At 34.0% G+C, this 20,203-nt stretch carries 20 protein-coding genes and 1 pseudogene; 8 read left to right on the forward strand and 13 right to left on the reverse strand.

Annotated features, from left to right (window positions below; translation table 11 throughout):
• Positions 1-145 precede the first annotated feature (145 nt).
• Both murB and ES765_RS06060 read right to left on the reverse strand, forming a co-directional pair.
• Entirely contained in the window at positions 146-1,162 is a 1,017-nt protein-coding gene (gene murB / locus ES765_RS06055) for a UDP-N-acetylmuramate dehydrogenase (protein WP_138112271.1), read from the reverse strand.
• Entirely contained in the window at positions 1,162-2,352 is a 1,191-nt protein-coding gene (locus ES765_RS06060) for a pyridoxal phosphate-dependent aminotransferase (RefSeq protein ID WP_138112273.1), read from the reverse strand. The genes murB and ES765_RS06060 overlap by 1 nt, the downstream gene beginning before the upstream one ends.
• A 146-nt stretch (positions 2,353-2,498) precedes the next feature.
• Here ES765_RS06060 and ES765_RS06065 point away from each other — a divergent pair, with 146 nt between their 5' ends.
• Positions 2,499-3,830 carry a PDZ domain-containing protein gene (locus ES765_RS06065; protein ID WP_138112274.1) on the forward strand — a complete coding sequence of 444 codons (1,332 nt, stop codon included), beginning with the start codon at positions 2,499-2,501 and terminating at the stop codon, positions 3,828-3,830.
• Positions 3,831-3,877: 47 nt separating this feature from the next.
• Here the strand turns inward: ES765_RS06065 and ES765_RS06070 are convergent, their stop codons facing one another.
• Entirely contained in the window at positions 3,878-4,270 is a 393-nt protein-coding gene (locus ES765_RS06070) for a DUF1573 domain-containing protein (RefSeq protein ID WP_138112276.1), read from the reverse strand.
• Positions 4,271-4,462: 192 nt separating this feature from the next.
• Between ES765_RS06070 and ES765_RS06075 the strand changes: the two genes are divergently transcribed.
• The 5 genes and pseudogenes from ES765_RS06075 to ES765_RS06095 all read left to right on the forward strand — a co-directional run bounded on the left by ES765_RS06075 (position 4,463) and on the right by ES765_RS06095 (position 9,922).
• Positions 4,463-7,093 carry a valine--tRNA ligase gene (locus ES765_RS06075; RefSeq protein ID WP_138112278.1) on the forward strand — a complete coding sequence of 877 codons (2,631 nt, stop codon included), beginning with the start codon at positions 4,463-4,465 and terminating at the stop codon, positions 7,091-7,093.
• Positions 7,094-7,221: 128 nt separating this feature from the next.
• A pseudogene (locus tag ES765_RS06080) lies at positions 7,222-8,107 on the forward strand (dienelactone hydrolase family protein).
• Between the two features lie 138 nt (positions 8,108-8,245).
• Entirely contained in the window at positions 8,246-8,413 is a 168-nt protein-coding gene (locus tag ES765_RS06085) for a lmo0937 family membrane protein (RefSeq protein WP_133674558.1), read from the forward strand.
• Between the two features lie 140 nt (positions 8,414-8,553).
• Positions 8,554-9,147, forward strand: coding sequence for a hypothetical protein (locus ES765_RS06090; protein ID WP_171017243.1), 594 nt, complete (start codon positions 8,554-8,556; stop codon positions 9,145-9,147).
• Positions 9,148-9,157: 10 nt separating this feature from the next.
• A complete protein-coding gene (locus tag ES765_RS06095; protein ID WP_212744215.1) occupies positions 9,158-9,922 on the forward strand; it encodes a creatininase family protein in 765 nt (254 codons plus the stop codon).
• Between the two features lie 13 nt (positions 9,923-9,935).
• On the opposite strand, the gene ES765_RS06100 is transcribed toward ES765_RS06095, so the two are convergent.
• From ES765_RS06100 to rsfS, 6 genes are all read right to left on the reverse strand, one after another.
• Positions 9,936-10,193, reverse strand: a complete 258-nt coding sequence (locus ES765_RS06100) for an acyl-CoA-binding protein (protein WP_138112280.1) — start codon at positions 10,191-10,193, stop codon at positions 9,936-9,938.
• A complete protein-coding gene (locus ES765_RS06105) occupies positions 10,168-10,851 on the reverse strand; it encodes a phosphatidylserine decarboxylase family protein (RefSeq protein ID WP_138112282.1) in 684 nt (227 codons plus the stop codon). Before ES765_RS06105 ends, ES765_RS06100 begins: the two co-directional genes overlap by 26 nt.
• Entirely contained in the window at positions 10,841-11,644 is an 804-nt protein-coding gene (locus tag ES765_RS06110; protein ID WP_138112284.1) for a phosphatidate cytidylyltransferase, read from the reverse strand. The genes ES765_RS06105 and ES765_RS06110 overlap by 11 nt, the downstream gene beginning before the upstream one ends.
• A 1-nt stretch (position 11,645) precedes the next feature.
• The gene (locus ES765_RS06115; RefSeq protein WP_138112286.1) at positions 11,646-12,257 is read right to left on the reverse strand and encodes an LUD domain-containing protein; all 612 of its coding nucleotides are present in this window, start codon (positions 12,255-12,257) and stop codon (positions 11,646-11,648) included.
• An 81-nt stretch (positions 12,258-12,338) separates the two neighbouring features.
• Entirely contained in the window at positions 12,339-14,312 is a 1,974-nt protein-coding gene (gene ftsH, locus ES765_RS06120) for an ATP-dependent zinc metalloprotease FtsH (RefSeq protein WP_138112289.1), read from the reverse strand.
• 9 nt (positions 14,313-14,321) lie between these two features.
• The gene (gene rsfS / locus ES765_RS06125; RefSeq protein ID WP_138112291.1) at positions 14,322-14,699 is read right to left on the reverse strand and encodes a ribosome silencing factor; all 378 of its coding nucleotides are present in this window, start codon (positions 14,697-14,699) and stop codon (positions 14,322-14,324) included.
• Between the two features lie 93 nt (positions 14,700-14,792).
• Between rsfS and ES765_RS06130 the strand changes: the two genes are divergently transcribed.
• On the forward strand, positions 14,793-15,524 hold the full coding sequence (locus ES765_RS06130) for a biotin--[acetyl-CoA-carboxylase] ligase (protein ID WP_138112293.1): 732 nt from the start codon (positions 14,793-14,795) through the stop codon (positions 15,522-15,524).
• Here ES765_RS06130 and ES765_RS06135 read toward each other — a convergent pair.
• Positions 15,521-15,913, reverse strand: a complete 393-nt coding sequence (locus tag ES765_RS06135; RefSeq protein ID WP_138112295.1) for an SRPBCC family protein — start codon at positions 15,911-15,913, stop codon at positions 15,521-15,523. The genes ES765_RS06130 and ES765_RS06135 overlap by 4 nt on opposite strands.
• Positions 15,914-15,915: 2 nt before the next feature.
• The gene (gene pyrE / locus ES765_RS06140) at positions 15,916-16,560 is read right to left on the reverse strand and encodes an orotate phosphoribosyltransferase (protein WP_138112297.1); all 645 of its coding nucleotides are present in this window, start codon (positions 16,558-16,560) and stop codon (positions 15,916-15,918) included.
• Between the two features lie 7 nt (positions 16,561-16,567).
• On the opposite strand from pyrE, the gene ES765_RS06145 reads away from it, so the two are divergent.
• Complete coding sequence (locus ES765_RS06145) at positions 16,568-17,158, forward strand: NUDIX hydrolase (RefSeq protein ID WP_138112299.1); 591 nt, start codon at positions 16,568-16,570, stop codon at positions 17,156-17,158.
• Between the two features lie 554 nt (positions 17,159-17,712).
• On the opposite strand, the gene ES765_RS06150 is transcribed toward ES765_RS06145, so the two are convergent.
• A complete protein-coding gene (locus ES765_RS06150; RefSeq protein WP_138112301.1) occupies positions 17,713-18,117 on the reverse strand; it encodes a response regulator in 405 nt (134 codons plus the stop codon).
• Complete coding sequence (locus ES765_RS06155; RefSeq protein ID WP_138112303.1) at positions 18,104-19,954, reverse strand: sensor histidine kinase; 1,851 nt, start codon at positions 19,952-19,954, stop codon at positions 18,104-18,106. Before ES765_RS06155 ends, ES765_RS06150 begins: the two co-directional genes overlap by 14 nt.
• Positions 19,955-20,203: the final 249 nt, after the last annotated feature.

Here is a 20,203-nt window from a genome sequence, read left to right on the forward strand (position 1 = left end):
ACCGTATATGATTAAACGCTAAATTATAAAATTGATTGTTAATGATGCGTTTTATGAAAATATATATCTTATAAGTGCGCAGCTGGTAACTGCCACTTTGTTTTTGGTTGGTTTGGTAATAACCCCTGTAATCTGATTGCAGGGGTTATTTTATTAAATTAACCTCTGGACTTATAGTTATATTAAAGGTTGCTTGAACTTCTTTCATTATTCTCGCAGCAAGATTTAAAATGTCTGAACCTGTAGCGTTTCCATAATTAACAAGTACCAGTGCCTGTTTTTTATGTACCCCAGCATCGCCATATCTTTTCCCTTTAAAACCACACTGTTCAACTAACCATCCGGCAGGTATTTTATAACTGATATCTGATACTTTATAAAAGGGAGCATCAGGATGATTAGCTATAAAAGTTTCAAATACTTCTTTTTGAACTATTGGGTTTTTAAAGAAACTACCACTATTGCCTAATTCTTTGGGATCTGGTAATTTACTTTGGCGAATAGCAATTACGGCATTGGAGATATCTTTTATAGTAGGATTTAGAATAGAATCCTTCTTTAATTGATCTTCGATTGCTCCATACCCAGAGTTTATGGTGTGCTTGTTTTTGGTTAATGAAAAGGTGACTGAAGTGATTACATAATTATCCTTGCCTTCATTCTTGAAAAAGGAGTCTCTATAACCAAATTTGCATTCAGTTTTAGTAAAGGTGATAGGTTGTTGATCTATAATTCTAATGGCATCACAACTTTCAAAAGTGTCTTTTAACTCCACCCCATAGGCACCAATATTTTGTATAGGAGCTGTACCGGTATTACCAGGAATAAGCGACATGTTTTCCAAACCTCCATAGCCATTTTCAAGAGTCCATAGTACCATTTCATGCCAATTTTCACCAGCCATAACCTTAATGCTTACAGTGTCATCTGATTCATTTATTAACCACTTTCCTTTGAGATTGACATGTATAAACAATGCATCAATATCATTTGTAAGCAGCATATTGCTACCACCACCTATTATTATTTTTCGTAGATAATCGTTGTTGCCAAGTATTTCTCGTAATGCTTCAACAGAATTAACTTCCACAAAATATTGTGCCTTGGCATCTATGCCAAAAGTATTGTAGTTCTTTAAGGAAAAATGCTCGTGTATAATCATTAACCGTTATAGCTTTTAAGAGCTTCACCAAGAATTTTTACGGCTCTTTTTAAACTATCTTGGTCAAGTACGTAAGCAATTCTAATCTGGTTTTTCCCTAAACCTTCTGTAGCATAAAATCCTGCGGCCGGTGCTACCATTACTGTTTCATTATCGACTCTAAAATCTTCTAATAGCCATTGTGCAAAATGATCGGCATCTTGAATAGGTAGTTCTGCAATACAATAAAAAGCACCTTGTGGTCTAGCAATTTTTATACCTTCAATTTTTTCTAATTCTGCTATCAATAAATTTCTTCGTGCTACATATTCCGTCTTCACTTCTTCAAAATAGCTATCCGGTGTGTCCAAAGCAGCTTCAGTTGCTATCTGAGCATAGGTAGGTGGCGAAAGTCTAGCTTGTGCAAATTTTAATGCGGTTGCTATAAACTCTTTATTTTTTGAAACTAGAAAACCAATTCTAGCTCCACACATACTATATCTTTTTGAAACCGAATCTATGATAATAGCATAATCATCTAATCCGTCTTCCTTTAAAACAGATGTATGTACTTTATCATCATAAGTAAACTCTCTATATACTTCATCGGCAACTAGAAAAATATTGTGTTTTTTCACCAATGCTGCCAATTTTAAAATTTCCTCTTTACTGTAGAGGTAGCCTGTCGGATTTCCTGGATTACAAATTAGGATAGCTTTGGTTCTTGATGTAATTAGTTTTTCAAATTCCTCGATAGGAGGTAATGCAAAATTATCTTCCAATTTTGAGACTACGGGTACTACTTTTACCCCACATGCTGTTGCAAAGCCATTGTAATTAGCGTAAAAAGGTTCGGGAATAATAATCTCATCATCTGTATCAGCAATCGTATTCATTGCAAAAGCCAAAGCTTCAGACCCACCGGTGGTTACAATAATATCAGAAGCGGTTACCGGAATATTGTTTTTTACATAATACCCCGCAATTTTGGTTCTAAACTCTTCAGAACCTTCAGTGCGGCTATATTCTAAAACAGAAATATTATTATTTTTAACCGCATCTAAAGCTTGTTGTGGAGTTTTTATATCTGGTTGGCCTATATTCAGATGAATAACTTTAACCCCTTTCTTTTTTGCGTTTTCCGCAAAGGGAACTAATTTTCGTATAGGGGATTGGGGCATAGAAAGCCCTTTATTAGAAACAGATGGCATAAAATTTTATTTTTCACAAAAGTGATAAATGATAATGGTTCTTACAATTTTATTGGGTTTTATTTGGTTTTTGGGGTGGTGTTAAAATTATGTTTTGTAGTTGTTAATTATGTATCTTGAATAGCGTTAACTAATTCATAACGATTATGTTACGTGGTATTAGAATTCTAGTCTTTCTTTTTTTTGTTTGTTTCTCACTTTCTGCGGTAGCTCAAACTTACCAGTTACCCGCTGGTGAAAAATTTCATAAAATAAAGTTTGAGCTCATCAACAACTTGATGATTATACCAATTGATGTGAATGGGACCCAGCTTTCGTTTGTTTTAGACTCTGGGGTGGGCACTCCAATTCTATTCAATTTAGCTGATCAAGATTCTATTCAGCTCAATAATGTGACCGAAATAACGATAAATGGACTTGGAGAAGGAGACCCAATAAACGCACTCAAATCTACTGGTAATTTTGTAAAACTTGGCAGTGTTAAGAATCTATCACAAGATATTTATGTGGTTATGGATGCCGGTATTAATTTCTCACCAAGCTTAGGTATTCCTATACATGGAATTATTGGGTATGATCTGTTTCGTGATTTTGTAGTGGATATTAATTATTCAACTAGGGTTATTAGGTTTTATGATTCTGATACGTATAAGTATAGAGTGTCTAAAAATTCTCGGGTTTTAGATATATCCGTTATAAGAAAAAAAGCCTATTTGGATGCCCTTGTAATTGTCAAGAGTTCTAAAGAAATTCCTGTTAAGTTGTTGATAGATACTGGCAGTAGTGATGCCGTGTGGCTTTTTGAGGATGAGCATATCAGAATTCCAGAAAAGTATTATGAAGATTTTCTAGGAAAAGGTCTTGCTGGTGATATTTATGGAAAGCGAACTAAAATTCACCACTTGAAAATTTCAGATTTTATAATGAAAGATGCTAAAGCTGCTTTTCCTGATATGGAAACTTTTAATACGATTACAGACTTTGGGGGAAGAAACGGAAGCTTGGGTGGTGAAGTATTAAAGCGTTTTAACTTGGTCTTCGATTATTCGAATCAGAAAATAATACTAAAGAAGAATTCCAATTTTGATAAAATATTTCAATACAACATCAGTGGTATTGATTTACAGCATGCAGGTATTCGATATGTATCTGAACGAATAGCAGATAGAAACGGGGTGGTGTATAGTGATAAAAAGACATATGGTGATGTTCAAATCGTATTGCAGGGCGCAACAAGGTTAAGCGTCGTGCCAGAAATAATTGTGTCTGGTATACGTCAGGGTAGTCCAGCTCATTCGGCAGGTTTACAAGAAGGCGACGTGATTTTAGCAGTTAATGGCAAACGTATTCATCGTTATAAATTGCAGGAAATCATGCATTTAATTAATGATAAAAAAGGAAAAAAAGTGAAGGTATTGGTAGAGCGTTATAATAACGATTTACTGTTCAGTTTTATTTTAAAACCATTATTTGAATAAAAAAACCCAACTCTAAAGTTGGGTTTTTAAATTATATGAAGTTATTTTTATTTGGTACCGCTTGTAGCTAGTATCTCTCCTTTAATTTTTAAAACCTTAGTAGGCGTATCTGCATTTGATATTACAGTAATCGCTTTACGAATTGGTCCTACTCGATTCGTGTCATATTTAACCTGAATTTCACCTGTTTTTCCTGGTAAAATTGGGTCTTCTGGTTTTTTAGGAATCGTACAACCACAACTAGAGCTCACTTTACTGATTATAAGTGGAGCTGTTCCGGTATTGGTAAATTCAAAAACCCTAATTCCGTCAGATCCCTTGGCAATTTCACCATAATCAACGGTTTCTGTTTTAAATTCGATTTTGGCCGCTGAATCTTGCGCAGTTAAACTTAATCCTAGCAAACCAACAAATAATACAAGTACTATTTTTTTCATCATTTTTAATTTTGGGTGGACTTCAAAATTAAATCTTTTCAGATCAACCTCAAAATCCTTTTGTTATACTCTAACGTTACTTATTTTTGTTTCGTATTTATCTTTGGGTGAAATTGGCTGAAATGACCGTTAGAATGTCAGTTCGGCTTTAATTTTAATATCCCAATCTATAATAAGTCAAAAACTGTTCCAAATATGGAAATTCCATCAAAATATAATCCGCAGTCCACAGAAACCCATTGGTATGAGTATTGGATGAAAAACGGTTATTTTCATTCCGTGCCAGATGAAAGAGAGCCTTATAGCATTGTAATACCACCACCAAACGTTACGGGAATACTACATATGGGGCATATGTTGAATAATACTATTCAAGATGTGTTGATACGAAGAGCCCGTCTTTTAGGGAAAAATGCTTGTTGGGTACCTGGTACCGATCATGCTTCAATAGCGACGGAGGCGAAGGTCGTAGCAAAGCTAAAAGAGCAGGGGATAAATAAGAACGACCTCACCCGTGATGAGTTCTTAGAACATGCTTGGGACTGGACCCATCAGTACGGTGGTATTATTCTCGAGCAATTAAAGAAATTGGGTTGTTCTTGTGATTGGGACCGTGCAGCATTCACAATGGATCAAGAACGCTATGATAGTGTTATTAAAGTATTTATAGACTTATATAATAAAGGATTGATTTACCGTGGCTTCAGAATGGTGAATTGGGATCCAGAGGCTATGACGACCTTATCTGATGAGGAAGTTATTTATGAGGAAAGACAAGGTCTGTTGTACTATTTGGCCTATGAAATTGAAGGTTCTGATGAAAAAGTAACGATAGCAACTACGCGGCCAGAAACAATTTTGGGAGATACTGCTATTTGTATTAACCCCAATGATGAGCGGTTCAAACATTTAAAAGGGAAAAGAGTCATTGTGCCTATCTGTAATAGAGTGATTCCTATTATTGAAGATGACTATGTGGATATGGAATTTGGTACAGGATGTTTAAAAGTGACTCCAGCACATGATATTAATGATAAATCCTTGGGTGAAAAACACAACTTGGAAACCATTGATATATTTAATGATAATGCTACATTGAATAGCTTTGGCTTACACTACGAAGGCAAAGATCGTTTTGTAGTAAGAAAGGAAATTTCTCAAGAATTAGACGAAAAGGGGTTTTTAGTGAAAACGGAAACCCATATTAATAAAGTAGGTACTTCAGAACGTACCAAGGCAGTAATAGAGCCTAAATTATCTGACCAATGGTTCCTGAAAATGGAAGATTTGGCCAAACCAGCTTTAAAGGCTGTAATGGAAAGTGGTGATGTAAAACTATATCCAAAGAAATTTGAAAATACATACCGTCATTGGATGGAAAATGTTCGTGATTGGAACATCTCAAGACAATTATGGTGGGGGCAGCAAATACCTGCATTTTATTTTGGTGATGGGCAAGATGATTTTGTTGTGGCTGCCACTATTGATGATGCATTAGAGCTTGCAAAAAATAAAGCGGACAATCCAAATCTACAAAAGAGTGACCTAAGGCAAGATGTTGATGTATTAGATACTTGGTTCTCTTCGTGGCTTTGGCCAATGAGTGTTTTTGGAGGTATTTTAGAACCGGATAATGAAGATGTTAATTATTATTATCCAACCAATGATTTGGTTACCGGTCCGGATATTCTATTTTTCTGGGTGGCCAGAATGATTGTTGCCGGATATGAGTTTAGAGGTGAGAGACCTTTCGAAAATGTATATTTCACAGGTCTAGTAAGGGATAAGCAGCGAAGAAAAATGTCCAAATCCCTCGGGAATTCGCCTGATGCCTTAAAACTTATAGAGGATTATGGAGCAGACGGTGTACGAGTTGGTTTGTTGCTAAGTTCTGCGGCAGGTAATGATTTAATGTTTGATGAAGATCTATGTCAACAGGGTAAGAATTTTGCGAATAAAATCTGGAACGGATTTAGATTATTAAAAGGATGGGAAGTTGCAGATATTCCACAGCCAGAAGCTTCTAAATTAGGTCTGGAGTGGTATGAGGCTAAATTGAACAAAACCTTGTTGGAAATAGAAGACCATTTTAGTAAATTCCGTATTTCAGATGCATTAATGTCCATTTACAAATTGGTTTGGGATGACTACAGTTCTTGGTTATTAGAAATTATTAAACCAGCATATCAACAGCCCATTGATAAAACTTCATTTGATCAAGTAATTCATTTATTCGAGCAAAATTTAAAATTGTTGCATCCATTTATGCCTTTCTTGACGGAAGAGGTTTGGCAACATATTTCAGAGCGAAATACTAGCGAGGCTTTGGTTATATCTAAATGGCCAGTAGCTGGAGATATAGATGAGAATTTGATAGAACAGTTCGAGTTTGCTGCTGAGGTTATAGCAGGAGTACGGACTATTAGAAAGAATAAGAATATTCCGATGAAAGAAGCACTGGAGCTTTCTGCCTTAAATACTGAGGAAGCAAGTAAAGATTGGGATGTCGTAATATCTAAGTTGACAAATGTTTCTGAAATCACGTATTTAAAAGAGCAATTAGAAGGTGCTTTGACATTTAGAGTAAAAAGTAACGAATACTTTGTGCCTATCGAAGGTGCGATAGACATTGAAGCTGAAATCTTAAAAATAAAAGAAGAGTTAAAGTATACGAAAGGGTTTTTAACTTCAGTTCAGAAAAAACTATCAAACGAACGTTTTGTGAATAATGCACCTGAAAAAGTTATTACTATAGAGCGGCAAAAACTTGCAGATGCAGAAGCGAAAATCGAAACATTAGAAAAAAGTTTAACGAGTTTAAGTTAAATATTTAAGCAAAAGTATTCTGAAAAGGCCTCATTCCTATTACAATTAGAATGAGGCTTTTTCCGTATAATATTCAATTTATGAATTCTTATTTTTAGTACTTTTAGTAAAGTACTAAAAGAGAAAAAATGAAATCGCTTAGAAAAGAAGACATCAAACAAGAAGTTTTTGACCTTTATGATGCCTATGCTCATAATAGAATTCAAAGACGTGATTTTGTGCAGAAGTTATCCGTATATGCCGTAGGTGGAATAACCGTTGGGTCTTTGATGAGTTTTTTAATGCCTAATTATCAAGATACTTTTTTAGTAGACAAAAATAATCCCGAATTAGATTCTGAATTCATAACCTATAATTCAACTAGGGGAGGTGGTGTGATTAAGGCATTATTATCCAAGCCAAAATCTGCTACAACTAAATTACCTGGAATAGTTGTGGTGCATGAGAATAGAGGGCTAAATCCATATGTTGAAGATACTGCCAGAAGGGCAGCTTTGGCAGGGTTTATCACCATAGCACCCGATGCTCTGAGTCCATTGGGTGGGTATCCTGGCAACGATGACGAGGGGAAGGGATATGCAGCGAGAACGTGATAGAAATGAAATGCTAGAAGACTTTATAGCCGCCTTTTACTATTTAAAGTCCAATGAGGATTGTAATGGCAAAATCGGTGTAGTAAGGTTTTGTTTTGGAGGATGGATATCTAACATGATGGCGGTAAAAGTTTCTGATTTATCAGCGGCAGTACCTTTTTACGGTGGTCAACCTACTGAGGGTGTTGACACTATTAATGCGCCTTTACTGTTGCAATATGCTGGTTTAGATGAGCGCGTAAATGCTGGTTGGCCAGCATATGAACAGGCACTTAAGAAAAACAATAAAAAGTTTGAAGTATTTTTCTATCCAGAGGTAAATCATGGGTTTCACAACACTTCTACTCCCCGATATGACAAAGATGCTGCGGAATTAGCATGGTCACGTACTATTGATTTTTTTAAAGAAAAATTAGCGTAATATATTGATAATGAGCAAATTTTTACTTGACTAGTAGGTAGGTGTTTCAAATTTTGAGTTATTATTACTATGAATTGAGTTAAATTCTCAATCATAGAAAAACTATTTTTAACATATAACAATCTAAAAACACACATTATGAGAAGTCTTTTATGGTTAGTAGCAGTTATTTGTATAATAATATGGTTACTTGGTATGTTAGGTATAGTTCCTGGTCTTGCGACTGGTAGTTTAGTACATATTTTATTGGTAATTGCAGTTGTTGTTATTCTTTACAATATAATTTCAGGTAAAAAGGTATTATAGATTTTATTTCGAAATACCAAGATTCAAAATAGAAAAAAGCCCTTGAAAATTTTTCAAGGGCTTTTTTATGATTTTAGATTAGTGAAATAATAGGTACATCTGATTTTAAATTCCTTAACTTTCAATTAAACATTTTGAAAATGAGACAATTAAAAATTTTAGGGTTTTTCTTTTTAGGTGCATTTCTTACAGCGCAAGATAAAAATGAAATGGTCATTCCAAGTAAAGCTATTCAATTGATTACAGCCACGTTACCTGCTCCTGAAAATGAACGGATGGGTGCAATGGTATATGGGTATGATGAGGACGGAAAATTTATAGTCCTTAGGGAAGGAAGAAACAATCTTGTTTGCTTGGCAGATGATCCTTCAAAAAATGATATAAGCGTATCTTGCTATGCTAAAAATTTGGAACCATTCATGCAAAGGGGAAGAGAACTTGCTGCTGAAGGGAAAAGTACGAAAGATAAAAGACAGACACGAGGCGAAGAGGTCGCTCAAGGAAAATTAAAAATGCCTAAAGAGCCAAGTATGACTTATATTTATTATGGTTCACAAGAAGATTATGATATAGAAACCGGAGTCTTGAATAATGGTCAATTTCGTTATGTAATTTACACCCCTTTTGCAACAACGGAAACTACAGGATTACCCGATAAACCTCATTCAAAAGGAATGCCTTGGTTAATGGATCCAGGTACTTTTCGGGCTCATATAATGATTGGACCTTTTTAATTTTACAGTTATGATAAGACCATATATTCTAGAAGAGACAAATTGGGAACATTTAAAAGATGAACAATTTGAACTAGCTATATTGCCTTGGGGAGCTACTGAGGCACATAACTATCACCTCCCTTATGGGACCGATAATTATCAGGCGCGAAGTATGGTCGAATCTGCTGCGGGTCTTAGCTGGGAAAAGGGAAAGAAGGTGATTGTTCTACCAACCATCCCATACGGAGTTAATACAGGCCAGAAAGATATTTATCTTGATATGAACCTCAATCCTTCTACCCAACTGGCGATACTTCAAGATATTGTTACAGTTTTGAATAGGCAGGGTATTTATAAGCTTTTACTATATAATGGTCATGGAGGTAATAATTTCAAACCCTTAGTGAGGGAATTGGGTTTAATGTTTCCTGATATGTTCATTAGCTTTTGCTTCTTCCCGCAAATGTTAGACAAATCTCAATATTTTAAGGAGAAAGGTGATCATGCAGATGAAATGGAAACAAGCTTGATGCTTTATTTACGACCTGATTTAGTTTTGTCAAAGGACAAGTGGGGTAGTGGTGAAGAAAAGAAGTTTAAGATAAAAGAATTTAATGAAGGCTGGGTTTGGGCAGAACGGGAATGGTCGAAAGTGAGTAAAGATACAGGTATCGGTAACCCAGAATATGCAACTAGTGAAAAAGGCGAGCGATTCTTTTATGATGTCTGTGAGAAAATGAATGAACTTTTTTGTGCTATTTGTGATGCAGATTTAAATGACTTGTATGAGTGAAATTTTAATAGCTCTATTTTAATTCTTTTCCTACCAATTCTATATAAGCCTTCATAGCTTGCTTTTTGGTCATGTTTTTGGCTTGAAACAATGCATTAGCCTTAAATGCATTGATTAATGGGGTCCTACTACCAGGATTATCAAAATTGGAGTTTGCAATTTTGTAATACGCGTAAAGTTTAAGAAGTATATCGGCTGGTATAGGCTCAGTAAAACTATTTACGTGAGCTACAGCCTCTTCAAATTCAATAAGTGATTTCTTCTTTTTCATTTGGATCAACAAAAGACGCAATACAGGTTTGTGCTCCTTTTACTTTTTGATTCAGTTTGACATTGATTTGACAATCTAAAGGTAAGAACAAGTCTACTCTAGAACCAAATTTTATAAAGCCCGAATCATCACCTTGCTGTACGCTTTCACCTTTCTCGGCATAATTTACAATTCGTCTAGCCATTGCGCCAGCTATTTGCCGATATAATATTTCGCCAAATTTTGGAGTTTTAATAACAACAGTGGTTCTTTCATTTTCTTCACTAGCTTTTGGATGCCACGCTACCAAATATTTTCCTGCATGATATTTGGAAAATGTAATACTACCACTAGCTGGATATCTAGTAACATGTACGTTAGTGGGTGACATGAAAATTGAAACCTGTCTTCTTTTTTCCTTAAAAAATTCTTTTTCAAAAACCTCTTCGATTACAACGACTTTACCATCTACCGGCGAGAGAATCTCATTAAAATTCTTGATTGCAAGTCTTTTAGGGTTTCTGAAAAATTGTAAAATAGCTACCATTGCAACTAAGCCAATTAATTGAATCATTAGCTTTAACCAAGAAATATCAATAAAGAAATCAGCTAAGATTATACTGACTCCTACCAAGCAAAAAGAAAACAATATGATTTTTTGTCCCTCCCTATGAAACATAGCTAAATATATTTAAAGTTAAATAAGTAAACGGTGCTGCAAATACCAAACTATCCAAACGATCTAACATTCCACCATGTCCTGGTAGTATAGCGCCACTATCTTTGACACCAGCAGCTCTTTTGAATTTAGATTCTATTAAATCACCTAAACTTCCTGCTATAACTATGACAGTTGCTAATATCATCCATTGTAATGTACTTAGCAATTGTTCATGGGTTGAGATGATATAAGCAGCGCCAAGTGCAAATATAAAGCCGCCCAATGTTCCTTCAACTGTTTTCTTAGGAGAAACTGATGGGAATAATTTGGTTCTACCAATGCTTTTACCAACTAGATAAGCGAACGAATCATTCACCCATATTAAAATAAATATTCCCATAATGAGAAGTTTGGCAAATGCATCATTTTTATAAGGAATCATGGTAAGAAAAATACAACCACCACCAATGTAAAATAAACCTATTAAAAATTTTAAAAGCTTATTGAATTTAATTGGTTTTTTAGAAAAGAGATTTATAAGTAGGTAAATGTCAATTATGATGGTTATGACCATCAATAAATTGATCAATTGCTGGTCTTTTACCAAATAAATAAATGCCCACCAAAGTGCTAAATATGCTGCGAAAATATGATAGCCTTTTAATCCTACCAGTTTTTTATATTCATATAAACAAGCAAGGCCAAAGGTCATGAATAAGAAATCGAAAGCATCAGAACTAAGGAAAACTGCAGATAGTAATAGGATGATATAAACCGCCCCCGTTAATGACCTTCGTAAAATTTCCTTCATACTATAAATCTTCCAGGAGTAAAAGATAAAGATTTTTAGTGCTACTGCCATATGTTAGAAAGTCATCGGAGTTTTCTTCAGTAGCTTTAAAGTGTTTTAGCGTGGTTATATTGGTTGGAATATTTTGTCCGTATTTTTTCTTAATTGTTTTTAGGCCTTCACCTATAGATTCTACCAATTGACTGGTTGTGGCAAAAACGACAACATTGCTAGGGAGCTCATTTACTTTTTTCTCGTGTAATTGATTAGAGCAAACAAGAATACTTCCATTCTGTGCAATTAAATGTTCACAGGTCGTAAAGAAAACCTCGCTTTTTTTGGAATCACTTGTAAAGGAGATAGACTCCTTTACAAATTTTTCTGCAAGCCTATTGTTTAATACATAAAAAGGCTCGTTTTCCCAACTGTTCTCGGTTACAATATTTTGTATTGCTCTAGAAACTTCTAAATCTGAAATACAGTATATAAATTTACCTCCATTTTGTTTGAAGTGAATAGTGAATTTTTCATCTGCGGGAATATTTAAATCTGGCATATGGTCACCTCGGGTTTCTACAGTTTCTTTTGAAACCTTCTTCTTACCGCCACCAAATAACATATCTAAAAAACCCATTTATATAGTTGTAATAATTTCGTATTTAAATTAATGCACTATTATTTATTCTCTGTAATTTCTTGCTCTTCTGTCGGATTATTATCTTTTTCTTCCTTTAATTTCCTTTAATTTCCTTTCATTTTCTAAGGCTAAGATGTCTTTTTCGAAATTTCGTTTTCCGAATATTTTTTCTAAATCCTCTTTAAAGATAACTTCTTTCTCCAATAATCTTTCGGCTAATGTTGTAAGTTTATCCTTATTATCCGTAAGAACTTTAATAGCTCTTTGATACTGTTCTTCTATAATTTTAGATATTTCAGAATCTATTTTTCTAGCCGTATCCTCACTGTACGGCTTAGAGAAGCCATAAGAATCTTGTCCTGAGGAATCATAATAGGTTATGTTTCCAATTTCTTCACTAAGGCCATAAATTGTTACCATAGCCCTAGCTTGTTTAGTAACTTTTTCTAAATCACTTAATGCACCAGTAGAAATTTTATTAAAAATCACCTTTTCTGCCGCTCTACCACCCATTGTAGCGCACATTTCATCCAACATTTGCTCAGGTCTTACAATCAAGCGTTCTTCAGGCAAATACCAAGCAGCTCCTAACGATTGTCCACGTGGTACAATAGTAACTTTAACCAATGGAGATGCATGTTCTAACATCCAACTTGTAGTGGCATGACCAGCTTCGTGATAGGCAATAGTTTCTTTTTCTCCTGGTGTAATAATCTTATTTTTCTTCTCAAGACCACCAACAATTCTATCTACTGCGTCTAAGAAATCTTGTTTGTCAACTGCTTTTTTCTCGTTACGAGCTGCAATTAATGCTGCCTCATTACAAACATTGGCAATATCTGCACCTGAGAAACCTGGAGTTTGTCGGGCCAAGAAATCTAAATCTAAAGTTTCTAAAGTTTTAATTGGTCTTAGGTGTACTTCGAAAATTTCTTTTCGTTCACGAATGTCTGGTAAATCAACATAAATTTGTCTATCAAATCTACCTGCACGCATTAAAGCCTTATCCAAAACATCTGCACGGTTTGTCGCGGCTAATACAATTACATTTGTATTGGTGCCGAAACCGTCCATTTCTGTCAATAATTGATTAAGTGTATTTTCACGTTCGTCATTAGAACCAGTGAAATTATTCTTGCCCCGAGCTCTCCCTATTGCATCAATTTCATCAATAAAAATAATTGCTGGAGATTTTTCTTTTGCTTGTTTGAATAAATCTCGTACTCTAGAAGCACCTACACCTACGAACATTTCAACGAAATCTGAACCTGAAAGCGAAAAGAAAGGAACTTTTGCTTCACCGGCAACCGCTTTAGCTAAAAGGGTTTTACCTGTTCCTGGAGGGCCTACCAATAATGCACCTTTAGGGATTTTACCACCAAGAGAGGTGTATTTATCTGGGTTTCTTAAAAAGTCAACAATTTCTTCAACTTCTTCTTTTGCCCCTTCTAAACCAGCAACATCTTTAAATGATGTTCTTGTATCGGTCTTCTCATCGAATAATTTAGCTTTAGACTTACCGATGTTAAAGATTTGACCACCTGCGCCGCCGCCGCCGCCGCCAGACATTCTTCGCATTAAATAAATCCAAATACCGATTATCAAAACAAATGGTAATAAGGATAATAAGAAATCGAGAATTGCTGTAGACTCCTTACCGAATTCAATAATCGTAACTAGGTTGTTTTCTTTCTTTATATCGGTAATTTCATTTTGAAAAATTTGAAGATCACCATAATCCAAAGTATATTGAGGTACATTACCGGATGTAGGGAGGAATGATTTCTCATTAACATCTTTATGTAAATCTTTTGCAATGGCATCATCAGTCAAGAATACTTTTGCTTGATTAGTGTTTGTAATTATCAAAATCTTTTTGACATCACCATTTCTTAAATACTCTTGTAATGCTGAAGTGGTTGTTTTATTAGTACTAGCGAGGTCATCACTAGTTAATAACTGAAATCCTATAAGTAATACTGCTACTAATCCATAAATCCACCAAGAACTAAATTTTGGTTTTTTTGGATTTGTTTTGTTTTCTTTTGCCATCTTAATTTTTTATTGATTAACGCTGCTATCTATAGTGGTGAATTTTGCATCTCCCCATAGGCCTTCTATGTCATAGTATTCACGGATTTGCTTTTGGAATACATGGACCACTACATTTACGTAATCCATTAATACCCATTCGGCATTATCTTCACCTTCTATGTGCCAAGGCTTGTCCTTAATCGCTTTGCTTACTGTTTTTTGGATAGATCCTACGATAGCATTTACATGCGTATTGGAAGTACCGTTACAAATAATGAAGTAATCACAAACGGTATTCTCAATTTCTCGTAAATCTAATAGAATTACATTGTGTCCCTTTACTTCGTCAACTCCCTGTATAATTAATGCAATTAACTGATCTACGCTAGTTTTACTTTCCTGCATTCAAAAATTTTATTTTTTACAAAGTTATTATTTTTTTGTTCTTTTAGGTCTAGTTTTTAACAATAGATTAAAGAATAACATTATGTTCTACAAATGCAAATAATCAAACTTGATGCCACGGAATCTACGAACACCTATTTGAAGGAATTGTCTGTCAAAATGAATCTCGAGGATTTCACTGTAATAACTACCCGAAATCAAACTTCTGGTAGAGGGCAATTCAATTCTAAATGGGAGTCAGAAGAAGGTAAAAACATAGCAATCAGTATTTTAAAGAATAATATTGAATTGCCAATTAACAAAATATTTTTAATGAGTATTTGTGTTTCGTTGGCTATTCTGGATAGTTTAAAGCAGATGGGGATTCCGAATTTAAGTATTAAATGGCCTAACGACATTCTGTCAGGTGATTTTAAAATAGGGGGAATTCTAATTGAAAATATGATTTCTGGTTCAAAAATAAATCGGAGTATAATTGGATTTGGATTAAATGTAAATCAACAAGAATTTAAATACGCTCCAAATGCTGCTTCGATGAAAAAAATAGTGGGGCAAAGTTTTGATCTCGAATCAGTTTTTACTTCCTTAATCGAAAATTTACATCTTCAGTTGGGAAAATCTATTCTTTCATTGGAGAATGAATTATACGCGCAGTATCATTCTCAATTATTTAAAATAGGAGAGCAGTGTAAATTTAAAACCCAAGATAAAAAGATGATTACCGGAATAATAGAAGGTGTTTCTATTAGCGGAAAACTTAGGCTCAAGCTAGAAAATGGAAATCTTCAAGAATTTGGATTAAAAGAAATACAACTTCAATATTAAATCTTGCCTAAATTATTTGATAGTGTATTGATAAAGTTTGTGATTGGAGTTTTAATCATCATGGCCATCATCGCGTTGAATTCGCCTGAGAAACTTAAGGTTACTTCACTTTTCTCATTTTCTAATTCTGAAATATCGGCAGTTAGTACAAAAGGAAGTTTATCGCTTGCAGCACCTAGAACCAATTTGTTAAATGGACTTTGTTCTTTTTTTTCCAAAACTATTTCTGGCATTCCTTTTAAAGCGAAAAGAAATCTATTTTCATTTAAAACTTCGAACTTATCAATGTTTTCAGGCATTAATTGTCTGAAATTTGATAATTCGTTTAGGAAGTTATACGTGTCTTCTTTACTTTTTAATACTTCCGCTTTAGGTGATTCTATAAACATAATTATTTAATTGTCCATTGAGAAGGATTTTTTCTCCATTCCAATAGCGTTATCAATTGATCTTCTTTTACGTAACCACTATCAGAGGCCTGTTCAATAAGATATTCATAACTGCTTAACGTATGCAGTTGTGTGCTTTTTTCCTTGAAATTGGTTAGGGCTGTTTCAAAATCATACGTAAAAATGGCTAACATACCTTTTACGTTAGCATCAATAGCTCGTAAAGCATCTACTGCATTTAGACTGCTTTTACCAGTGCTAATAAGGTCTTCAATCACAACTACTGATTGATGAGCTTCTAAATGACCCTCAATTTGATTTTGCCTACCGTGTGATTTTGGTTCTGGCCTCACATATACAAAGGGTAGGTTGAGTTTGTCAGCTACCAATGCTCCTATTCCTATTGCGCCCGTAGCCACCCCTACAATACAATCTGGCTTGCCATATAATTGCTCAACTTGTTTTGCCATTTCATCACGAATGTAATTTCTGATGATAGGGTATGATAGCAAAATTCTATTATCGCAATATATTGGAGATTTCCATCCGGAGGCCCATGTAAAAGGATTTTCCGGTTTCAATTTTATTGCATTAATTTGCAGCAGAAGCTCTGCTGTTTTTTTAGCCGTGTTTTTGTCTAAAACCATGACGCAAATGTATAAAGTTTTTGTTAATGAATTGCCTTTGATTTTAACAAATAAGCTCTCGGAAACAGCAAATGGGGAGTATTTTTTACTAAATCAAGAATCTATACAAGAAGCAATTAGGTCTTTGAAGAAGAAAAAGCTAGAAGAAGCCTATATCTACCACCCGAATCACGAGGAAATTTTAAAGAAATTTACAAAGGAAATTCCATTAGTGGTTGCTGCAGGAGGGGTAGTAACAAACGAAGTGGGTAAAGTATTGTTTATCTACAGAAACGATAAATGGGATTTGCCAAAAGGTAAATTAGATAAAGGGGAATCTATTGAAGATTGTGCCATACGTGAAGTCATGGAAGAAACTGGCGTAAAAGGACTGAAAATTGAAAATTTCTTACGAACTACCTATCATATTTTTAAGAATAACGGTATATATACGCTTAAGCAGGTGCATTGGTATGCCATGAAAACTGATTATACAGGGAAATTAAAACCCGAAAAAAAGGAAGGTATCGTAAAAGTAAAATGGAAAGGTCCAGTTAAAATACAAAAGGCCCTTCAAAATTCATATGTGAATATTAAGATTTTGTTCGAAGGCGATTAATTAGAACGTAGTATGCTATAGATTGGATATTATATATGGGTATTTCCATAAAGCTCACGTTGTTTAAAAAACCAGTATAGTTGAAGCTACCAATCGCCATTTAAAGTTGAATCTAGTTTCTTTTTGGCTTCAAATTTGGTTTTTAAAACAGATTTATTTTTAAGCATTCTTAGTACTATATCCTCAAAAAAATAGTGCGAGAATCCTTTTTTTTGCTGTAGAATCGTGTCGAAAAAATTCCAATTATTCACTGTATCAGTAATGGGAAGACTATATAACTACTATCTGTAGTATCAATTGTTTGAATATTTACAATAAAAAATTAGTTGGTAAGTTTTTTGTAAAAGTTAATTACCTCGTAATAAGTTGCGGTTTTCTGTCTTGTCAGAGCGTTCAAAAGGTGTAGGAAATTCACCTTTGGTATTTTTTATTTTTTCTCGCAAGAAATGAATAGAGTAATAAGAAGGGAGAGTGGTAGTATTCTCATTGCCGAATAACTATTAAAAGATGAAGGCCCCATTTAAGTCAGCAAAAAGAATCAATACTTCATTGTTTTAGGCGACTTGGGTGATTTCCTCTATTTTTATTTTATTAATTGGCTTTTGATTAAATGTAATTACGTGGTGGCTTTTATTTTTATAGGATTCCCATTGTTTTTTGTCAAATGAATCGATTGAAGATGTAATAATGTTAATTTTTATTTTATCTGTAATAGGAAGCTTCAGGAAGGCCTCCAGAAATTCCCAACCATCCATTATCGGCATATTAATGTCTAAAAAAATAACCTTAGGAATAGGCTGCTTATCATCAAGTTTTTTCATTATTGCATCATAGGCCAATAATCCATTTCCATAAGATTCTATCGAGTTACATTTTATAGTAGAAGTAATTAATTTACGTAGACCAAAAACTACTATAGGGTCGTCGTCAATTATTGTGATATCACTAATTTTTGTCATTAAAGAATATTTTAAATTCTGTTCCCATTCCTATTTCACTACTTACTTCAATTTTACCATTCATAGCATCAATTTGGTTTTTGGTAATATATAGACCAATACCTCTTGCATCTTTATGATCATGAAAGGTTTTATACATACCAAATAATTTTTTACCATACTTTTCAAGGTCTATTCCTAAGCCGTTATCTGCTATTGTTAAAATTGAGTAGTTGTTTTTTTTAATCGCACTAAGGGTGATTTTTGAATTTCTATCTGGATGTTTAAATTTCACCGCATTGGTTATAAAATTAGTCAAGATACCATCTAAATATGTAGGCACCGATTTAATTTTGAAATCCTCGGGTATCGTATTTTTTATTTCAGCTCTATTGTTCAATAGATAACCGGTCAAATGTTGATTTATGGTTATTACCTTATTATGCAAATTGATATTCTTTTTATCAATATTGGTATTGGTATTTATTGTAATGACATCATTTAGACTGTCTAAGGTCTCTAATAAATTATTAGAAGCATTAGTTAGCATTTCAATTATTCGATTTTTTTCATCTTCATCTTTTTCAGTTTTCAAGAAATCTAACAACATTGAAAAATTTGCAGAATGGGATCTAAGATTGTGCGATACAATATGGGCGAAATTCAACAGTTTTTTATTCTGAATCGACGCTATATTTATAATATTCCTTAACTCAGATTCTTTTTCTTTTAATTTCGTAATATCAAGACTTATACCTACAATTCCATACGCAAGTCCTTTATTATTTAGCAATGGTATCTTTGAGCTAAGAAAAGAGGTTTCTTTGCCGTCTAATTTGATGTTTAGCGTTTCCTTGCCAATGATAGGTTTTAAGGTATTCATTACCAGCAAATCTTCTTCTCGTGAACGAGCGGCAGACTCTGAAGGGTATAGTTCGAAATCACTTTTTCCTAATAAATCTTCGGGATTTTTAACTCCTAAAAATTCACACTCTGCTTTATTTACCAAAATCTTTCTAGATTCCGTATCTTTTATATAGACATTAACTGGTAGGTTGTCAATTAAGGTTCTTAATAATTTTTCGTTATCTAAAGTTTTTATATCGGCCTCAACTTGGTCATGTATATCTTGAATTGTACCTATTAGGCCAATTAGTTCACCTTTATGGTATATAGGTTTACCACCGGCCATTACCCATTTCTCATTTCCTGTAGCTGTAATAATCTGTAACTTTAAATTACTATAAGCCTTTCCTTTATTCTGGGCTTCAAAAACTGCCATGGATATGGCGTTACGACTATGACCCTCTTTAAAGTAATGAATGGCGTTTTCTATATTAGGTGTGAAATGTGGAGGCACTTCATGTATCGCCTTTGTCGTAGTACACCATGTAAGTTGGTTGTCAAGAATATCATACTCCCATTGTCCGATTTTTGTTATTTCGGCTTGTTGTTTTAGTAATAAATTCTTTTTATTAAGTTCCAATTCATTATTTACAGAATCGGTAATATTATTCAATTGAATAATAGCACCAATAATATTTTCATTGGTGTCATACCAAGGAGCATTAGACCATTCAAACCATACGTCTTGGTCATCAATGTCTTTTGCTTGGTGAATACCCATCGGTTGTGGATTTCCCTTAAAACAATTTTCCAATTCCTTTTTCCATTTGGAGCTTAAATTAGGAAATGCTGTAAATAAACTCGCGGTGTTGTAACTCTCGTTGTTATTAAAAATGTTCATCCATTTTTCGGATGTATGAACAATATTATAATTAGTGTCAATAAAAGCAGTTGGTGTAGGCAACTGTCTAATTAAATACGAGGTACTTGATGTTTGGGGAACTTTAATCATACCAATGTAATTTCTTACTAAAGTAGTGCGACTGCTGAGTATTATTGAATATTTGTTGTGAAACTTAAGATATACGTTGTATACAGTAGAATTAACGACTCTATGAGGACTTATTGTTTTTTATTAAAACACATTTTGAAAACGGTACCTTTTTCCAGTGTTCTATAGGCTGTAACCCTAGAATTCATCACTTCAGTTTGATTTTGGTGACCTTATGGGCCAATTCCACTTGTATTTATATACTTAAAA

The sequence above is a fragment of the Maribacter sp. ACAM166 genome (assembly GCF_005771495.1).
Lineage (GTDB): Bacteria > Bacteroidota > Bacteroidia > Flavobacteriales > Flavobacteriaceae > Maribacter.